An 18,299-nucleotide genomic window follows, 5' to 3' on the forward strand; every position below is an offset into this window, starting at 1 on the left:
GTTTTAACAGAATAGGAACAAGATGACTTCTAAAAAAGATTTGGCAACTCCGAGCAGCGACCGTTCGACAGGGAAGTCGCCATCGAACGAACGGCCGTTGGGGTGGATTTGGCTTTTGCCCGTGCTCGTGATCTTAGGGATCATGCTCTTCGGTCGAAACCAAGGCCTTGACGATTCGGCCATTGGGAAACCCGCTCCGAAAATCGAACTCATCCGTTTGTCGACTTCGCCGACGATTGAGATGTCGAACGGCGGATCAATGGATATTAGTAATCGGGAACTAGACCAACTGCCAAGCGATTGTGTGGCGCTGGTGCATTTCTGGGGAACTTGGTGCGGTCCCTGCCGCATGGAGTATCCGCATTTGTCAGAGATGGTGGAAAGCTTGGGTTCCAATCCAAAATTTCAGTTTCTGTCGATTTCGTGTGAATCAGGATCGCATGAAACGTTTTCAGGATTGGCCGAAAAGACAGAGGATTACTTGAACCAAATCGGGGCCTCGACTCACGTGTACGCGGATCCCAATGGAGCGACTCGCAAAAGCGCGGCGGATCGATTGGGGCAGCCTGCGATGGCCTACCCAACAACGATATTGGTTGATGAAAGTGGGATCATTCGAGAGGTTTGGCAGGGCTACGGAGCAAACGCTGTCCATGAGATGGAAGTGTGCGTCAAGGAATTGCTGGGGGGATAGGGCAACGCTTCCTGAACGAAGGCTTTGCTCCCTTTGCAGCCGCAAGAGCTTGCCCACACGACGGAGCGTTCCGGGGCAGGAAACGCTGCAAGTCGCGGGGCAAGCCGTAGCGGTGGTCCAATGCTCGGTCAATCATATACTGTTGTTTTAGAACTGACCATTCGAATAGTGGCCAAAAAAACACAGGATCACTCTAAATCGCGTCTTCTTGCCCATCCTGGGGGCTCGTGGGGGCGAAAAACAACGATTGAATCATCAACATGCAGGCGCCGACCACCAGCAAGGAGTCGGCGATATTGAAGTTGGGCCATTTCCAATTCTCGCTTGCTTGCCACAAAATCCAATCTCGCACGCCGCTTTTCCATGGCTCCGGGTATCCCGTTTGCCACCACATCCCCATCCGGTCATATAAGTTCCCGATAATTCCGCCGGAGATTAACCCCAAAGCGACCGTCAGCCACAACGACTCGGCAGCTCGAAACCAGAACAGCCACATCAAAATGCCGACACCGGCAAACACAGACAATGTGGCAAACAATGCTCCTTGCCCTTGTCCAATTCCAAAGACAGCCCCTAGGTTAATTGCCGTTTCGATCCCGAAATAGCCGTCAATCACCCACCAAACGGGTTTTTCACCTGGCAGTCCTCGCCAAGCAAAAATGGCCTGTTTGCTCCACAGATCGGCGATACCGCCTAAAATGGCGAGTGAAAAAAAGATCAGCACTCGGTTGAGGGGTAGCCGATAAGGAGGAAGTCGTTCGTTTGGTTCCATTTGTTTCCGTTATTCCGTTGAAGGCCGTCGGCTAAATTGGCTGAAACGACAAAAAGGGGGCTTAGCGAGAGTCGGAACTCGCCAGGTTTTACGTTAAAATCAATCTGCCCAGCTTGTCCAATCGTTTTTTTTGCCATAATGATTGTCTGCCGCACTTTTCGTGGCCTCAGTCATAGAGAATTTAGAGACACAGGTCCACTGCCGATCTAATTTTCTCTGGACGAGCTTTTCCTTGAACACTATTTATATCTCCGCACCGTTATGCTGCAGACATCCAATCACACAAAAGTCATGCAAACCGAAATCGCTTTTCATCGATGCATCAACCCAGCGTGCGGGGCAACCTACGAACCTCGGTCGATCCGTACGTCGTGCGATAAATGCGGCGATCTTCTCGATATCGCTTACGATTGGGACCGCGCCGCGGTGCCGAGCAAGATGAGCGACTTCGAAGCGATGTGGAGCCAGCGGACCAATCCGGTTCGGTTTAGCGGCGTGTGGCGATTTCATGAGTTGCTCCCGTTCGCGCGGCAAGACGAAATCGTGACCGTGGGCGAAGGGCAAACGCTGCTACAGCAAACCGATTCGGTCGGCGACTATGTGGGAATGAATCACGGCCAATTGCATCTGCAATATGAAGGTATGAATCCGTCTGGCAGCTTCAAGGATAACGGCATGTGTGCCGCTGTCACCCATGCCAATATGATGGGAGCTAAGCGAGCCGCTTGCGCCAGTACGGGGAACACCAGTGCATCGCTTGCGCTTTACTGCAGTGCCACCCGATTGATGAAAGCGATCATCTTTATCGGCAGCGGCAAAATCTCTTACGGCAAACTCTCGCAAGCGCTCGACTACGGTGCCCTCACGGTGCAAATTGCCGGTGACTTTGACGATGCGATGATTCGAGTTCGGCAAGTTTCTCAGGAACTTGGCATCTACTTGGTCAACAGCGTCAATCCATTCCGCTTGGAAGGCCAAAAGACGATCATGTTTCGGGTTCTCGAGTCACTCGGCTGGGAAGTTCCCGATTGGATCGTTGTCCCCGGCGGTAACTTGGGCAATAGCAGTGCATTCGCCAAGGCGTTCATGGAACTAAAGGAATTGGGCTTGGTTGACCGGGTACCGAGATTGGCAATCATCAATGCAAGCGGTGCGGATACGCTTTACGAGTTGGTCGAGCGGCGCGGGGTGCGGTGGAATGGTGGCGATGTCAACATGGACCCGATCCGCGAATACAACGATGTGATGGACCGCGACAAGATTCGCGCCGATACCATCGCCAGCGCCATTGAAATCAATCGTCCAGTCAATTTGAAGAAATGCTTGCGAGCCCTCGAGTTTATGGACGGAGTGGTTCGCCAAGTCAGCGACCAGGAGATCCTTGATGCCAAGGCAAAGGTTGGCGCCGGAGGCTTTGGCTGTGAACCCGCATCGGCTGCATCGGTGGCGGGTGCAAAGCTGTTGCGTCGCGAAGGCGTGATCGCACCGAGTGACCGAGTCGTGTGCATTTTGACGGGTCATGAGTTGAAAGATCCGACGGCAACGGTTGCTTACCACACGACCGACCAAGATTTGTTCAACAAGACGCTCGGTAGTCGAGGGGTCACCAAGGCGAGCCATGCCAACCGAGCGATCGCGGTCCCGAACGAACTCGACGATATCATGAAAGCCATCGAGTTGTATTCGTAGTGGCGGCTACGCCGCAACACGTAGCAGCGTCTCTCCGAGACGCTGGATTTGCAACACGTAGCAGCGTCTCTCCGAGACGCTGGGTTTGCAACACGTAGCAGCGTCTCTCCGAGACGCTGGGTTTGCAACACGTAGCAGCGTCTCTCCGAGACGCTGGATTTGCAACACGTAGCAGCGTCTCTCCGAGACGCTGAAACAGTATTGCAAACATCCTCTCGGTTTCTTGCCGGTTCTGGGTCGCTACCGCGACTTGTATCCAGCCTAGAATGGCGTTGACTGAAGGAATTCTGAACCGTGAAGCATCCTTCCGTCGAGCTTGTCTCGGCGGAGGAAACAAGTGGCGGCTACAAACCGCACGGCCGAAAGAAATTCGCCCCACCCCCACGAATCGCCGGAGGCGATTCGTGGGGGTGGGGCGAGCGAGGGATTTTGCGTTCATGGTAGCTGCCACCTGTCGCTCCGCCCGGACAAACCGGACGGAAGCAGGAAAAACAGCCATGTGAAACTCACTCCGTTTTTCTTAAGTCCACGCCATTCTACCCAGCCTACGGCAAGTCCGTTCCCTTTCGATACGCGCTCCGCTCGGAGAGCAGAGCGACAATTCGTCTACAAGTCGAAATCGAGGAACACGTAGCCGGGGTCCATGGTGCGATACCAGGCACGCCATTTCTTTTGGGCATTGGCGATTTCCCCTGCGTTGGGACTGTCGCTGAGTCCATACCCTTCGAACTTACGCGAGATAAACCGCAGCCCGTCACGAGCATAGCGGGGGACCATCGGATCAGGATCGGAGAGAGCGTAGATCAGCGTTGGAACGACTCCAAGGTCATCACTTTGACCGAGCAATCGACACGCGACGCGGCGAGCTTGCCAAGACCTGCTACCGCGAACAAGTCGCTCCATTCGATCGAGTTGAGTGGCTCGTTCACGAGGATCTTCGGCCAGTTTTAGGTTGTCGGGGATCGATTTGCCTTCGATGTTGTTCGCCCCATCCTGTTCGAGCATTTGCAGCAGGTTGCCTAGTTCCTGGGCCACTGGCTTACCCTTGATCTTCCCTTTTTCGACCGTGATCTTTGTCGTATCTTTGGGTAGTTCGCGGCCCCCCGCCAAAGACTGCGTCGCCGCCTGCTCAATCGCCTTCTGCGTGCTACGACTCAGGAACAAAATCGCAAATGATGCCGCCGTACTTTTGGTCACATATTGGTTCGTTCCGTTCCACCCGCCATCGTTTGCCTGATTTGACTTCAAGTAATTAACACCTGTGTCGTACCAAGGTGCTAGCATGTTTGCTTCAAGGCCAAGCGCTTTTTCACGGAAGCTGTTGTAACGTTCAATCGTATAGATGTTGTAGTAGGGCCAATTTACTTTGTCGTTTGAGTGTTTCGCGATATAATTGTCACAATCTTTGATCGAAGCCAAGATCGGTTCTACCGGCATTTCGGGTCTTGGGACAGCTAAATTTTCCATTCCCTCCTCATATCGAATGACCGCCTTCGGTAAACCAGGAAACGCGGCCCGTTTCTCTTCCTTTTCCCAGAGCTGTAATATGTCAGCAGCAATCAACACGGCGCTACCGCCTGCTAGGGCCATTCCCAGATAAACATTCTGCTGTGTGATTCTTGATCCACTACCGGGATCGGTTGCTTGATAGGGCCACCCACCACTTGGATCTTGGACTCTTAACAACCACTTGATCGTTGCTGCGACGCCTTTGTAATCAATGATAATGCCAGCGTTGTCGAGCGTCCAAAGGGCTAAGATGGCATATTGGGTTTGTGACACGTCACCCGTTCTTTGTCCCGGATAGCCATAGGCACCGTTTGAATATTGTGCTTTTCGAAAGTACTGATCAAGTTTTTTTAGCTGAGTGCGGTACTTGATCGAATCCACTTCGGCAAGCAGTAGCGTTGCAACCGCAGCCGCATAAACGGTTTTGCTGTGCTCACCCCCTGGGTCGCTACTAAGCGGACTATTGGCGATAAACAATGCGGATCGAAGGCCCTGTTGAACGACCGGGCTGGATGGGTCATGTCGAAGTTTCATATAGGCGTAAGCCGCTAAAGCCTTCTCGCCCGCTCCACCCGAATGAAAAATATTGACCTCATAATGTGTTTTTGCGTTCACGTTCTTATTTAGGCTGTCCAATCCCTTTTCCGTCAGAGCTAGTACGGCCGGGTCATCCGAGGTGTACGCCCAACTTTCATCGCTCGGAAACGCTGCGATGCAGCTAAAAACCGCAGCGAAAATCAAAACACGTCCTGACAAAAAACTTAAGTCGCATTCGGAACCTCGAGCGGCCAAGCTAATGAAAAAACGGGAGAGGTTGAGCGGATAGAACATAAAAACAGGCAGCAATGGGGAAAAGAAAAAAGAACGATGGAATCTTCCTTTATAATACCCGTGCATCATGCAAAATAAAGGTCTTCACCCTCTGGGGATGTCCGTTTTTCTGCGAATCACTATCTTGTAGCCATCCATCCTCCTAAAGCAGAGCATCGAGGGGCAACCGGGGGATTTGCGTCCAGGTCTTTTTTCTGAATCGCGAGCTTTGAAACACCAGATAAAACTCTTCGCGACTCTCCTGCTGACGCGGATAGCAACGGCGGGTGGGACCTAGCGATTTTAGGCCTGATTGGGTTCTTCATTCAGCCGCGGTTGACGTCCCTGATTTGCATCTCACCTTCCCTCGGATTATCTCGCCACTGTCGATTGTCGCCTCGCATTTGCCATGCTTTGCGATGGTCGTGTCCCTGTTTCGAATCTCGTTGTTTACTTTCCTATCTTGCTATTCTATTATCGTTTCAGTTACAGCTCTGTTCTTCTTCATCAGGTCTTTGTCCTTTGTCCAATACGGTCTATTTTAATCAGCCGGTGAAGCACAAACCAGAATCTGACGAGAATTGGGATCTGCTGATTCGTCCGCAAGAATCGTTGCTAACGCTAAAACTTAGGGACGTTTGGCGATACCGCGACCTGCTCTATTTGTTTGTGCGACGTGATATCGTTTCGTTTTACAAGCAGACGATTTTGGGACCAATTTGGTTCTTCATTCAGCCTCTAATGACCACGTTGATCTATGTGGTCGTCTTCGGTCAGATCGCAGGGCTATCAACCGATGGATTGCCGCAACTTCTGTTTTATCTTTGCGGTGTAACCTTTTGGAACTACTTTTCGGAGTGCTTCAGCAAGACGGCGACTGTTTTTCGCGACAACGCCCATCTGTTCGGTAAAGTCTACTTCCCTAGAATCATTACGCCGCTTTCGATCGTCCTCTCTAATCTGTTCCGCTTTGCAATCCAATTCTCGCTTTTTGTTTTGATCGCCGTTTACTACTACTTTCAAGGCAAAGCACAGGTGCAACTCACCATCATGCTGTTTCCCCTGCTCGTAGCAATGATGGCTTTTTTGGGACTGGGGTTGGGAATGTTGTTTTCGGCGATGACAACCAAGTACCGAGATTTGAGCTACCTGCTTCAATTCGGTATCCAGCTTCTCATGTACGCGACTCCTGTAATTTACCCACTTTCGCAAGTCCCCGAGCGGCTAAAGCCGGTACTTGCTTGGAACCCTCTCTCGCCGATTTTTGAAACAGCGAGGCATGGATTTCTAGGTGCGGGAGCATTCGCTCCCATGGACTTGGCATATTCGCTCGTCTTTACGCTCGTCGTGTTATTGCTTTCTACAGTCATCTTCAACCGCGTCGAACGTACTTTTATGGATACGGTTTAATGCCAGTTGCAATTCGCTTCGAAAACGTTTCCAAACGATACCGACTTGGTGAGGTCGGTTCAGGGACGATCGCAGAGGATCTGAGTCGAGCCTGGGCTAGGCTGCGTGGCAAGCCCGACCCGGTAGCGAAAGTGGGTTCGATGAAGGAGTGTGGATCGATTGACGCTGGCCCGCAGCTAGCGGACAACACAAAGGGGAAACCCAAAAATTACGTTTGGGCACTCAGCGGCGTCTCTTTTGATGTAGACCAAGGAGAGATCATTGGCATCATTGGCAAGAACGGTGCTGGAAAGAGCACGCTCTTAAAGCTTCTTTCGCGTGTGACCGCACCTACAGAAGGTATTATCAAAACGCGTGGAAGGATAGCCAGTTTGCTTGAAGTCGGCACAGGATTTCATCCTGATTTGACGGGACGAGAAAACGTTTATCTAAACGGTTCCATTCTCGGAATGAATCGGCAAGAGATTTCGCGACAACTCGATGATATCGTTGATTTTTCCGGGTGCTCGACGTTCATCGACACCCCGGTGAAGCGGTACAGTAGCGGGATGACCGTTCGCCTCGGATTTTCGGTTGCAGCGCATCTACAATGCGCGGTGCTTGTGGTCGACGAAGTGCTTGCGGTGGGTGATATCGACTTTCAGAAGAAGTGCATATCGAAGCTTGATGACGTCCGTCGTAGTGGGCGTACTACGATTTTGGTGAGTCACAACATGTCGCTTGTAAGGAGATTGACGACACGTTGCGTTTTGCTGCGTCAGGGTAAAATTGGCTGTACGGGGACACCAGACGCCGTGATCAGAGAATATATGCAGACAGCAGACCACCGAGATACGCCGGGGGTTGTTGATTTAGTAGCCCATCCGAATCGGCTTTCTAAGATGAGACCCGTGATGGAGCGAGTTTCGTTGAAAGACAGCGACGGAAATCTGTGTGACCGATTTCCCCAAAACGAGATTCTTTGCATTGTTGTCAAATACGATAGTGATTCGATCCCTGACCCCATTGCAGGAGTTGGCTTCATTATCTCCTCAGCCGATGGAGCGACGGTGGGAGGTTTTAACACCTACATGACGACGAATGAGGCCGCTCGGCGAATGCCTCGAAAAGGGGAGGTGATTTTTCGGCTGTGTGAACCCAAGCTGAATCCAGGCCGCTATTTATTGACGGTCTCAATAGGATCTCACCAGTCCCAGTTGATCGATAAAGTAGAGCACGCTATTGATTTTACGATTGAGGCCGCAGAGATCTACGATACAGGTTATCTATTGACCGCCGAGGACGGGATCGTGGCCCTCCAGTGTGACGTTGACATTTCGGAATGCGACCAATGAAAATCGTAAAGCGTATCCTGTCTCGGTTTGCGGGTTCGATATCTCCGGCACCGAATGAATTATGGCGAGAGCAAAGCTTTCTTGAAAGCATCGCAGAGGGGACCAAGCGAGCGTTTGAGTTTGAGCCTGCTGCGTTTAAGCAAGCGGTGTCGGCGTTTGTCGATTCTGTTGCAATGGACACCGAACACTCCTTTCGATACTCCCTATCAAACACGAAGTCGAATGCGTACGCCATGGTGTTCGCGGTTTTAGTCCGTCGCATGATCGGCCGGCTATCCCGACAAGAAAAAGATACTTGGAAAACGGTTTTGGATACCTATCAATGCAAAAACGATGGGTTATTCAAAGATCCCGTTCTTTCGAATCATCACTTCGACTCTAGCGATTGGTGGGGAGCACGTCATCTGACGCTTCTTGCACTCAATGCGTACGACGCTATAGACCGTCGGCCGAAATACGAGCTTCGATTTCTGAATGAGTTTATCGACTTCGACGTGTGCGAGGCAGACATTTATGCGATCAACCGCGACGAACACTCCGATTTAGATAACAAACTAATGAATGTCGTTTGTGCGATGCAGTATTGTCGCGATCGCCAGGGTGTCACTTCGTTTGACACCACGATAGAGAGCATCAATCGGACGCTGCTTGAATGCATCAATCCCGAGACCGGGCTTTGGATCGAATCCCCTTGTGATGATCCCGACTCGCTGTCCCGAGCCGTTCAGTGCGCCTACCATTACTATAGCTTCTTGATTTACGACGGAAACAAAATTCCCTATCCTTCTCGTTTGATTGATTCCGTTCTTCGGACACAAAACGTTTATGGCGGTTATGCTCCTCGTCGTAATGCCTCGGCATGTGAAGACATTGATTCGTTACATTTGCTTCTCGCTGCCGCCCGTTTAACGGATTATCGTCAGCAGGAAATGACGACATCCGTTAAACGTTTTTTCAATTGGGCGATGGCTAACCAGAACGCGGATGGAGGATTTGTTTTTTCGAGACAAACGGCGTTTTGCTATGGGCATGAGCAGATGGCAACGGAGGAGGACGTTTCTCATCTGTTTGGAACCTGGTTTCGCACACTCTCAATCGCTTTGGCTTCACACTTCCTTTGGCGTGAAGAGGCAACTTTTGACCTACATGTTTCTCCTGGATACTACTTTTTAGTTTGAATCACGTGCTTAATTCTTTACGAAGCTTTCGGAAATCCCTAAGGTACGCCACACAAGGTTTGTGGAAGGCGTCCAAAGTCCAGACTCATTTGACGGAGGAGGAGAAGTGGCAGCTTGCAACCTTGGCAGAACGCAAGGGTGGTGTTGTCGTGGAGGTGGGGTCTTATGTCGGTGCATCCGCTTGTTTTATTGCAGCAGGACTCTCTAGGAGTACGAACGCTCGTAACGCAAAACTGTACTGTGTTGACACATGGAAAAATGACGCGATGACCGAGGGTGCTCGCGATACCTTCTCAGACTTCATGACAAACACACAGAAATTTAGCCACCTCATTCAAACCATGCGTGGCAGAAGCAGCGAAGTCGCCAGCCAGTTTCATCAGGATATCGATATTCTGTTTCTCGATGGAGACCATAGCTATGAGGCCGTGAAGGCAGATTGGTATGCATGGTCTCCCTTTTTGAAAGAGAATTCGATTGCGATCTTCCATGATTTTGGCTGGGCGACGGGTGTAAAGACGGTTATCGAAGAAGAGGTGAAGAAGGTGGCGAGAGAGGAACACATCATGCCGAATATGTACTGGGCTGTTATGGAAGGCTCAAAGCAACAGAGTTGCCAATGCTAAGCATCGCCATTTTGACGGCTAAGAAACCACAGGATGTCATCCGTGTCTTGCGTTCAATTGAACGCGCGAAAAGTGGCGATTTTGAAATCCTCGTCATCGCGAATGCCAACTTTGATGCGTGGCAAGATTCAGACCTGGTATCCAAGTTCCCATCGGTATGCCTTCGAGTCATTGAGGAACCTATCCCAGGGTTGCTTGCGGCTAGGCATCGTGCTGTATCTGAGAGTGAAGGAGTCGTCGTCTGTTTTCTCGATGATGATGTGACTGTTTCAGAAAGTTGGATGGATTCGTTGCAAAGAAATTTCTCGGATCCGCTTGTCACACTCGTTGGTGGCCCGAGCAGCCCGAGATACGAATCGGCACCTCCATCCTGGCTGGATTCGTTTTTTGTGCATGAACGGCAGAAACGCTACTGCACCTACATTAGCATCCTGGACTGCGGTAGCCAAAGGATTGAGATTGATCCAATGTTCATTTGGGGACTTAACCTCGCAATCCGAAAGAGTTATTTGAAAGACATTGGCGGCTTTCATCCCGATGGAGTCCCTTGGCATCTGAGGCGTTTTCGAGGAGATGGAGAAACGGGTATCGCATATGCGATGAATGAAAGAATGGAGTTCGGGATTTACGATCCCGAAACGGCTGTCGTGCACGAAATCCCCACCACTCGGTTGACAGTGTCCTATTTCAAGCGTCGCGCCTACTTGCAAGGCATATCGGACTCCTATACACACCTTCGAGGCAAAACGTTCGAGAACGCCCCTCAAATACCATTGCCTCGAAATTTATCGCGCCGTGAGCGTCTTAGCTGGGCCTTCAAGAAGGGGTTTGAGTGCGTCCGCAAGTCGAATGATCTCGTACAACTTGAAACCAAGAGTGCATACAGGAACGGCTATATGTATCACCAATCACAGTATCAAAATGATCCTGATGTGCGGGAATGGGTGGTTCGGCCAGACTATTGGAATTATGCTTATCCCCGAAACCTCGAAATCAGCAAAACCTGACTCATGAGCGTCGAACAAATCAAACATCTTGATCAAACGATCGGTATCATCATCCGGGCAAACTTTCATTCGGATGGGATTGAGTTTTTTACTCCCAGCGTGTTTTCCCAACAACTCGGTTACATGAACCGCCCTGCTGGATACACAATCGAGCCGCATGTACATAATCCGGTAGAGCGTGCTGTTGTTTGGACGCAGGAAGTCTTGTTGATCAAATCAGGAAAAGTTCGTGTCGATTTCTATACCGATGGTCGTCATTACCTTCAAAGCAGAGTCTTGTCAGCCGGTGACGTTATTTTGTTGGCCGCTGGCGGCCACGGTTTCGAGATGTTAGAGCCGAGTGAAATTATCGAAGTCAAGCAAGGCCCGTACAACGGTGATCAAGACAAGACACGATTTGAACCAGTCCCCGCAGATAAGATTAGGCTAGGTAATCCGTGATAAAGAAACGACTTCGCGACTGGATGCGTGCACAGGTTGAACATGAGCTTGACAAGCATGCTAACGATCAGACTGAGTATCATCGGGCATCTCCGGCCGTTCAAATCGCTCAGCGGAATCTGGTCGCGACCTGGAAGGCGCAAGCCCAAGCAGGCATAATCCACGCTCTTGACGACGTCGGTTTTCGGAATTTTTCTCAGTTCGAGGAAGATGGCATCCTGTTGTATTTGATGACGGTATTAGGTAGTCCGAGTCGAACGTTCGTCGATTTGGGAAGTGCTGATGGCATCAATAGTAATTGCGCGAACCTTGCGATTAACCATCAGTGGACTGGCCTATTCGTCGATGGGAACGCTGAAAAGATCGAATATGGGAGAAGTTGGTATGCCACGCATGGCAACACCTGGATTTATCCACCTAAGTTTGTCTGTTCGATGATTACGCGGGAAAATGTGAATCATTTGATTAAAGAAGCCTCAATGGAGCGCGACATTGATTTGCTCTCGATTGATATTGATGGCCATGATTATTGGGTTTGGGAAGCCCTTGAGTGCGTGAGGCCTCGTGTTATCATGATTGAGGCCCATATTGAGTTTGGCCTTCGGAGTATCGTTGTTCCTTACGATAAGGACTATGTTTACCCAGGTAAACATCCTCAGTACCACGGAGCTTCGCCCGTCGCGATCACAAAACTGGCAAAGAAGAAAGGCTATCGGCTTATTGGTGCAAATCGATATGGGTTCAACAGCATCTATCTGAGAGACGACGTTGGATTAGAAGAGTTCCCAGAGGTTTCGGTCGAGTCGACGCTGCAGCATCCGCGAAATCAAGAGCGTCAGAAATTATTCGATGAGATCAGCGATTGGGAATACGTCAATGTCTAGGTTTTCCTGAGCCGAAGGAATTATTCTGTGTCAAATCCGTTTAATGCGTATGGCCGGTACTATGACCTGCTGTACCAAGACAAAGACTATGTAGCGGAGTCCAACTACATCCGATCGCTTGTGGACCAATTTGCGAAAGATGCGAAAGAAATCCTCGAATTGGGCTGTGGCACCGCGAAGCATGCATGCCTGCTTGCGCAATCGGGACTCGACGTCACTGGCATCGAGCGAAGTGACGAAATGCTGGCGGCAGGAAAATCGAGGATAGCCGAATGCAAGGCAACATCAGCACGAGTTCGCGTGATCAAGGGCGATGCCCGTGACGCCCGTTTGAACCTTCAATTTGATTGCGTTCTGTCGCTGTTTCATGTTGTCAGCTACCAGATCACCAATGCTGACGTGCTAGCACTATTTCAAACGGCGTATTCGCATCTTGCCGATGGTGGTATCTTCGTTTTCGATGTTTGGTACGGACCTGCCGTTCTGATGCAGAGACCTTCCACACGGGTCAAGCGAATGGAAAACGTCCATTGTGACGTCCTTCGTATTGCCGAACCCACACTTGATGTGAATCGGAATCGAGTCGATGTGGACTACACGATGATTGTGACGGATAAAACGAACGGATGTGTGGAAAGACTCAAGGAAACGCACTCGATGCGATACTTTTTCACTCCGGAACTGGAGCTTATTGCCAATCGCGTGGGGCTAAACATCATTCATAGCGAACAGTGGATGGACGGCGAAGAACCATCGGCTGACACTTGGGGCGTGACCTTTATAGCCAAAAAAGGCGAATCAATCTCGTGAACCAGACGACTTTCCCTAGCAACCGTATGATCCCCGTTAACACCCCTTTGCTCGATGGTAACGAGAAGCAATACCTTAACGAGTGCATCGATTCCGGTTGGATAAGTAGCGAAGGACCATTCGTAAAGAGATTTGAAAACGAGTTTGCCAGAGTGGTCGATCGTAAACATGCAATCGCTTGCGCCAATGGCAGTGGAGCATTGGATATCGCGGTTGCTGCTGCCGGGATTGGCCAGGGTGATGAAGTCATCATGCCAACATTCACGATCATCTCGCCGGCGGCATCGGTGGTGCGAGCTGGGGGCGTTCCTGTTCTCGTCGACTCCGACCCGAAGACATGGAACATGGATGTTTCACAGATGGAAGAGAGAATTACGGCAAAGACGAAAGCGATCATCGTCGTCCATGTCTACGGTTTGCCCGTCGATATGGATAGGGTGCTTGACATTGCCAATCGGTATGGACTCGTTGTCATCGAGGACGCAGCGGAAATGCACGGCCAGACGGTTCGAGGCCGACCGTGCGGTAGTTTTGGAGCGATCAGCACGTTCAGCTTCTATCCCAACAAGCATATCACCTGTGGCGAAGGTGGGATGGTTGTAACCGACAACGATACGATCGCTGAAAAATGCCAAGGTCTTCGAAACCTATGCTTCCAGCCTCATCGCCGATTTGTTCACGAAGAACTCGGTTGGAACTACAGAATGACCAACATGCAAGCTGCGATTGGCCTGGCTCAGCTCCAAAGACTTGATTCGCATGTGGGGCGAAAACGAGAGATCGGCCAGATGTATGGAGAGAGATTATCCGCAATTCCCGAATTGGAGCTGCCTTTATCGGAGACCGATTATGCCAAAAACATTTATTGGGTTTTTGGTGTTGTTTTGTCCGATTCCTTTCAAGGAACAACTCAGCAAGTCGCGGAGTTATTGGGCCAAAAGAAGATCGGCACTCGCCCGTTTTTCTGGCCAATGCACTGGCAACCGGTGTTTCAGAAGTTGGGGTTGTTTCATGATGAGCACTACCCGGTAGCGGAGCGAATGGCTCGGCAAGGTTTGTATTTGCCAAGCGGGTTGGGGCTAGCCAATTTGGAAATCGAACATGTCTGCGTTTCACTCAAGGCTATCCTAAATGATCTTACCAAATCTAGGACCAGCTAATGATGAGAGTAGGAATCTGTTATAGCTCTTTTGCTCGCGAACTTGGCGGCGGATCTCGTTTTGAATCGGAGGTGACTCTAGGGCTTGCCAATCAGGCAAATGATCAGTTTGAGTTTCATTTGATTTCGGATAAGCCTAATCCCCGTTTTGAAATTCCGAATATAGAAATTCCACACGCCCAACTCATGACTCGTAGAAGGTTGATTGCGGAGAAACTTCGACTCGTAGGGCCGTTGGAGACTCAATCGAGTGTTACGAATCGAACGCTAAAACAGCAGGGGATTGATTTGCTCTACTCTCCCCACCCAGGTACGGTTTCACTCGACATGCCCTATGTCGTGACATGCTGGGATCTTCAGCATCGTATGCAGCCTTTTTTCCCAGAGGTCTCAACCGTGGGCTGGGATTGGGACAGCCGAGAGTTGACATACCAGCGAGTGCTGAGGCGTGCTGCAGCGGTCGTCACAGGAACCGAACAAGGAAAAAAAGAAATCGAGTTGTTTTTCGGCGTGCATCCTGATCGAATCAGTGTCATACCGTTTGCTGTTTCAAGTGACCTATTGCAATGTGTTGCAGTCAAGCCGAAGTGGGCACCGAACAACCGGTTTGTCGTGTATCCATCACAATTTTGGCCACATAAAAATCATGTGACAATTGTTTTAGCTCTCCGCGCTCTAAAACAGAATTTTGGTTTGGACATAACGGCCGTTTTTCCAGGATCTGCAAATCTTGATGCGTCCTGTACGCGGGAGTATGTCGAGTCGATGGCCAGAGATGCCGGGGTATCCGTCGTCTTTCCTGGCTTCATTCAAGATGAAGAACTTCGGTGGCTGTATGAGAATGGTGAAGCTTTGGTGTTTGCGAGCCTTTTCGGTCCTGACAACCTACCACCGATAGAGGCGATGAGTTTGAAGTGCCCTGTTGTTGCATCCAATGTGCCGGGTGCTGAGGAGCAACTAGGAGACACCGCATTGTTGGTAACACCGACGGACGAACTCGCGATGGCTTCCGCGATTCACCAAGTGATGAGCAACACAGAGACTCGACGTGGATTGATCGAGCGTGGTACGTGTCTCACTAATCGGCTTTCGATGAAGCGTTATACCAGCGATCTGCTGAGCCTTTTCGGACATTTGGCGAAGTATCGAAGGTGTTGGCCCTCTCAACGTAAGAGTAGTACTGGGACTCTCTGTAACCATGTATCCTAAAATTTCAATCGTCACGCCGTCATTTCAACAGGCGGATTTCCTCGAAGAAACGTTGCTCTCTGTACTGGATCAGAACTATCCGAATCTTGAATACATCGTTGTCGACGGTGGTAGTACGGATGGTTCGGTTGAGATCATCAAACGCTACTCGGATCGATTGACGTATTGGGTAAGTGAGGAGGATGAAGGGCAAAGCCATGCGATCAATAAGGGCTTCGAAAGGGCGACCGGCGAAATTTTGGGATGGTTGAACTCGGATGATGTTTTGGAGAGCGGCGCATTGATGTCGGTTGCCAAAGCCTACGCGGATGCCTCGGATGCGGTGGCTTGGATTGGCAATGCGGATGTGACCAATCGTGATGGGCAGTTCCTCTACCACCAACCCGCGATCTTCAGCGACAAGCAATCACTGGCTCGCTGGGGGTTCGATGCGGTCTTCTTTCAGCCGAGTTGCTTTTTCGCTCGCACGGCATTTGAGAAAGCTGGAGGACTTCGTAATCATCTCCACTATGCTTTGGATCCTGACCTTTGGCTACGCCTTTTCGATCAAGGACGTTTTGTTCATGTGGATCAAACATTAAGCCGTCCGAGGATCTATCCTGAGTGCAAGTCCCTCGCTGGCAGGCTAAAGCTTCGTGCGGAACTGATCGCCTGCTGTGTCGATCAGGGGATGCTTGATATGGCGGAGTTTCATCTCGAATCATTGGAGCAACAGGCGCGAAAACAAGCGATCGAGGAGACTCAAAAACGATACCTTCCGCCCATCATCACTCGTGCACGCGACTCCTTTGTCTATCGCGGAAATCGACTGCTTCAGTCGTTGGGCCTTTCTAAAAAGTCGCCAAGCGATGTGGAGAGAAGTTGACAAGAAGATTCGAATGCTCGCAAGTTGATCATTGAGGTTGTCGTTGGCGAAGTCGTAGATGAAAGCAGCCCTTGAACATCGTCCACCAGGCGTGGAGATTGGCGGGTTCCATTGTGATGGCGTATTTGGCATGCTTGCGAGCTGCTTTCCACTGGCCGCTTTGTGCTGCGGACATGGCCCAGTGGTGGTGGATTCTTGCGATGCTGGCAGGCGAATGGTCTGGTGGTAGCTCTGCGAGAAGGGGTAGGCCTCGTCGCTCTCGTGCTTCATTGACGATGCGATGGGCTGCTGTGAGCTGCGATTGATGTTTACTGAGCGTTGTCTGGGCCGCATGCAGCCGATATTCCAAGACAAAATCAGCTTGATTGTGCAGCGGCCCGACTTCGAGCAAACGTAACCAGAGCCCATAATCGTCCGTCGGATATTCGTCTTTGTATCCACCGGCAATCTGCACCGCACGACGCCGCAGCATCGTCGTCGGATTGCTTATACAGTTCTTTCCGCTCAAAAGAGACTGCTCGATCGCCTCGGGATCCGTCGGCAATTCGATGGGAAACAGACGTAGATCGTCGCTGTCAATCGCCCATGTTTGCCCCCCCACTCCGACGACCCCGGGGTGGGAGTCCAGATAAGTTACTTGTTTTTCTAAACGATCTGGTAGCGCGATATCATCAGCATCCATGCGTGCGATATACTGGCCCCGAGCGGATTCGAGGCCGCGACTAAGTGCAACTCGCACTCCATCGGTGGCTTGTGTGATCAGGCGAATTCGATGATCTTGGTCCGCAGCGTGTTTCAATAACGCGGGTGTTTGGTCGGATGAGCCATCGTCGATAATCAGAAACTCAAACTCGGAAAAGGATTGAGTTAGAATACTGGAGATTGCCAGTCCAACGTATTGCTCTGTGTCGCGAACCGGCATCAAGACGCTGACGAGTGGTGTCTCGGGGTTCACTTGATTCGATTTTCCTGCTCTAAAAGGCAAAATGGTGCAAGACAAAAGGAAGGCTTCTTCATGACGACTCCGGTCGTGAGCGTGGCGTTGATTACTTACAACCACGAACAATATATCGAACAGGCGGTCCAGAGTGTACTGGAGCAGCAAACTCCATTTCCGATTGAAATTTTGGTCGGTGAGGATTGTTCGACGGATGGCACTCGCGCAGTGCTCGAACGTTTGGATCAGCAGCATCCAGGTCGGTTGACGCTGTTGCCTCGCCCAAAAAATCTCGGCCTATCCGGTAACTTGCAAGATTGCCGCGAGCGTGCTCGTGGACGGTATCTTGCGGTTCTCGAAGGTGACGACTATTGGATCGATCCGCTGAAGCTGAAGAAACAGCATGACGCGATGGAGATGCACCCCGATTGGAGCATGTGCTTCGGAGCTTGCCGAGTGTTCTACGAGGACGGCAGTCGAGAGGCAATCATCAAGCCGAACGTTTTTCCATCGGCTCCGCTTGGCGTTGACGATTTCTTGCAAGAGTGCCAAATTCAAACGATGTCGGTCACGATGTATCGCCAAGGGATCATCGAACGCACTCCGATGTGGCATTCGAAGTTGCGGATCGGCGATTGGGCGCTGGCGATCCTGCATGCTAACGTCGGACCGATTGGGTTCGTTCCCGAAGTCTTGACCGCATACCGGGCCCATGCTGGAGGCCTTTGGTCAGGGCTGGCGACGTTTCGCCAATGGGAAGAACTGCTTGCCTTGTTCGGATACCTCGAATCGCACTTCGATGGTGAATTGGCCACCAAGATGAAGCTGGCGAGGGAAAATGTGATCCAGCAGTGCAGTGATCGCGTGAATTATCTTGAAAGGGTCGAACGCCGTTACTTGACACTAAAACTCGATCGCGTTGCCGCAGCCTGTCGCTGGCTTCTCGGTCGAGGTCGCTGAGTGAA

19 protein-coding genes are annotated in these 18,299 nt (G+C 50.9%); 15 read left to right on the forward strand and 4 right to left on the reverse strand.

Features of this window, described 5'->3' with window-relative positions; translation table 11 throughout:
* Positions 1 to 22 precede the first annotated feature (22 nt).
* Positions 23 to 694, forward strand: a complete 672-nt coding sequence (locus Q31b_RS12485; RefSeq protein ID WP_146600041.1) for a TlpA family protein disulfide reductase — start codon at positions 23 to 25, stop codon at positions 692 to 694.
* 193 nt (positions 695 to 887) lie between these two features.
* On the opposite strand, the gene Q31b_RS12490 is transcribed toward Q31b_RS12485, so the two are convergent.
* The gene (locus Q31b_RS12490) at positions 888 to 1,466 is read right to left on the reverse strand and encodes a signal peptidase II (protein WP_146600042.1); all 579 of its coding nucleotides are present in this window, start codon (positions 1,464 to 1,466) and stop codon (positions 888 to 890) included.
* Positions 1,467 to 1,757: 291 nt separating this feature from the next.
* Between Q31b_RS12490 and thrC the strand changes: the two genes are divergently transcribed.
* Positions 1,758 to 3,155 (forward strand): threonine synthase, encoded by a 1,398-nt coding sequence (gene thrC / locus Q31b_RS12495; protein ID WP_197171440.1) that lies wholly within the window; start codon positions 1,758 to 1,760, stop codon positions 3,153 to 3,155.
* 6 nt (positions 3,156 to 3,161) lie between these two features.
* On the opposite strand, the gene Q31b_RS28210 is transcribed toward thrC, so the two are convergent.
* A complete protein-coding gene (locus Q31b_RS28210) occupies positions 3,162 to 3,362 on the reverse strand; it encodes a hypothetical protein (protein WP_197171442.1) in 201 nt (66 codons plus the stop codon).
* An 87-nt stretch (positions 3,363 to 3,449) separates the two neighbouring features.
* On the opposite strand from Q31b_RS28210, the gene Q31b_RS28215 reads away from it, so the two are divergent.
* Complete coding sequence (locus Q31b_RS28215; RefSeq protein ID WP_197171444.1) at positions 3,450 to 3,599, forward strand: hypothetical protein; 150 nt, start codon at positions 3,450 to 3,452, stop codon at positions 3,597 to 3,599.
* A gap of 162 nt (positions 3,600 to 3,761) precedes the next feature.
* Here Q31b_RS28215 and Q31b_RS12500 read toward each other — a convergent pair whose 3' ends face one another.
* Entirely contained in the window at positions 3,762 to 5,510 is a 1,749-nt protein-coding gene (locus Q31b_RS12500) for a hypothetical protein (protein WP_231617528.1), read from the reverse strand.
* 516 nt (positions 5,511 to 6,026) lie between these two features.
* On the opposite strand from Q31b_RS12500, the gene Q31b_RS12505 reads away from it, so the two are divergent.
* From Q31b_RS12505 to Q31b_RS12555, 11 genes are read left to right on the forward strand one after another with little or no spacing between them, the layout of a single operon-like run.
* Positions 6,027 to 6,884, forward strand: coding sequence for an ABC transporter permease (locus Q31b_RS12505; RefSeq protein WP_146600044.1), 858 nt, complete (start codon positions 6,027 to 6,029; stop codon positions 6,882 to 6,884).
* Positions 6,884 to 8,218, forward strand: a complete 1,335-nt coding sequence (locus tag Q31b_RS12510) for an ABC transporter ATP-binding protein (protein ID WP_146600045.1) — start codon at positions 6,884 to 6,886, stop codon at positions 8,216 to 8,218. Before Q31b_RS12505 ends, Q31b_RS12510 begins: the two co-directional genes overlap by 1 nt.
* A complete protein-coding gene (locus Q31b_RS12515; protein WP_146600046.1) occupies positions 8,215 to 9,396 on the forward strand; it encodes a hypothetical protein in 1,182 nt (393 codons plus the stop codon). The genes Q31b_RS12510 and Q31b_RS12515 overlap by 4 nt, the downstream gene beginning before the upstream one ends.
* A gap of 5 nt (positions 9,397 to 9,401) precedes the next feature.
* On the forward strand, positions 9,402 to 10,022 hold the full coding sequence (locus tag Q31b_RS12520) for a class I SAM-dependent methyltransferase (RefSeq protein ID WP_197171447.1): 621 nt from the start codon (positions 9,402 to 9,404) through the stop codon (positions 10,020 to 10,022).
* Positions 10,016 to 11,029 (forward strand): glycosyltransferase family 2 protein, encoded by a 1,014-nt coding sequence (locus Q31b_RS12525; RefSeq protein ID WP_146600048.1) that lies wholly within the window; start codon positions 10,016 to 10,018, stop codon positions 11,027 to 11,029. Before Q31b_RS12520 ends, Q31b_RS12525 begins: the two co-directional genes overlap by 7 nt.
* A gap of 3 nt (positions 11,030 to 11,032) precedes the next feature.
* Positions 11,033 to 11,470, forward strand: coding sequence for a hypothetical protein (locus tag Q31b_RS12530; RefSeq protein ID WP_146600049.1), 438 nt, complete (start codon positions 11,033 to 11,035; stop codon positions 11,468 to 11,470).
* Complete coding sequence (locus tag Q31b_RS12535) at positions 11,467 to 12,354, forward strand: hypothetical protein (RefSeq protein WP_146600050.1); 888 nt, start codon at positions 11,467 to 11,469, stop codon at positions 12,352 to 12,354. The genes Q31b_RS12530 and Q31b_RS12535 overlap by 4 nt, the downstream gene beginning before the upstream one ends.
* 27 nt (positions 12,355 to 12,381) lie before the next feature.
* A complete protein-coding gene (locus Q31b_RS12540) occupies positions 12,382 to 13,164 on the forward strand; it encodes a class I SAM-dependent DNA methyltransferase (protein ID WP_146600051.1) in 783 nt (260 codons plus the stop codon).
* Positions 13,161 to 14,324: a DegT/DnrJ/EryC1/StrS family aminotransferase gene (locus Q31b_RS12545; RefSeq protein WP_231617529.1), complete on the forward strand. Its 1,164-nt coding sequence runs from the start codon at positions 13,161 to 13,163 to the stop codon at positions 14,322 to 14,324. The genes Q31b_RS12540 and Q31b_RS12545 overlap by 4 nt, the downstream gene beginning before the upstream one ends.
* A complete protein-coding gene (locus Q31b_RS12550) occupies positions 14,324 to 15,532 on the forward strand; it encodes a glycosyltransferase family 4 protein (protein WP_146600052.1) in 1,209 nt (402 codons plus the stop codon). The genes Q31b_RS12545 and Q31b_RS12550 overlap by 1 nt, the downstream gene beginning before the upstream one ends.
* Positions 15,522 to 16,397, forward strand: coding sequence for a glycosyltransferase family 2 protein (locus tag Q31b_RS12555; RefSeq protein WP_146600053.1), 876 nt, complete (start codon positions 15,522 to 15,524; stop codon positions 16,395 to 16,397). Before Q31b_RS12550 ends, Q31b_RS12555 begins: the two co-directional genes overlap by 11 nt.
* Before the next feature lie 28 nt (positions 16,398 to 16,425).
* Here Q31b_RS12555 and Q31b_RS12560 read toward each other — a convergent pair whose 3' ends face one another.
* Complete coding sequence (locus Q31b_RS12560) at positions 16,426 to 17,397, reverse strand: glycosyltransferase family 2 protein (protein ID WP_231617530.1); 972 nt, start codon at positions 17,395 to 17,397, stop codon at positions 16,426 to 16,428.
* A 15-nt stretch (positions 17,398 to 17,412) separates the two neighbouring features.
* Between Q31b_RS12560 and Q31b_RS12565 the strand changes: the two genes are divergently transcribed.
* Entirely contained in the window at positions 17,413 to 18,294 is an 882-nt protein-coding gene (locus tag Q31b_RS12565; protein ID WP_146600055.1) for a glycosyltransferase family 2 protein, read from the forward strand.
* The last annotated feature ends 5 nt before the right edge of the window (positions 18,295 to 18,299 follow it).

This window comes from Novipirellula aureliae (assembly GCF_007860185.1).
Lineage (GTDB): Bacteria > Planctomycetota > Planctomycetia > Pirellulales > Pirellulaceae > Novipirellula_A > Novipirellula_A aureliae.

Bases quoted from the DNA above. Each gene is read 5' to 3' on its own strand.
- Q31b_RS12530 (WP_146600049.1), top strand. From the start codon at position 11,033: ATGAGCGTCGAACAAATCAAACATCTTGATCAAACGATCGGTATCATC.
- Q31b_RS12485 (WP_146600041.1), top strand. From the start codon at position 23: ATGACTTCTAAAAAAGATTTGGCAACTCCGAGCAGCGACCGTTCGACA.
- Q31b_RS12490 (WP_146600042.1), bottom strand. From the start codon at position 1,466: ATGGAACCAAACGAACGACTTCCTCCTTATCGGCTACCCCTCAACCGA.
- Q31b_RS12555 (WP_146600053.1), top strand. From the start codon at position 15,522: ATGTATCCTAAAATTTCAATCGTCACGCCGTCATTTCAACAGGCGGAT.
- Q31b_RS12525 (WP_146600048.1), top strand. From the start codon at position 10,016: ATGCTAAGCATCGCCATTTTGACGGCTAAGAAACCACAGGATGTCATC.
- Q31b_RS12510 (WP_146600045.1), top strand. From the start codon at position 6,884: ATGCCAGTTGCAATTCGCTTCGAAAACGTTTCCAAACGATACCGACTT.
- thrC (WP_197171440.1), top strand. From the start codon at position 1,758: ATGCAAACCGAAATCGCTTTTCATCGATGCATCAACCCAGCGTGCGGG.
- Q31b_RS12565 (WP_146600055.1), top strand. From the start codon at position 17,413: ATGACGACTCCGGTCGTGAGCGTGGCGTTGATTACTTACAACCACGAA.
- Q31b_RS12515 (WP_146600046.1), top strand. From the start codon at position 8,215: ATGAAAATCGTAAAGCGTATCCTGTCTCGGTTTGCGGGTTCGATATCT.
- Q31b_RS12550 (WP_146600052.1), top strand. From the start codon at position 14,324: ATGATGAGAGTAGGAATCTGTTATAGCTCTTTTGCTCGCGAACTTGGC.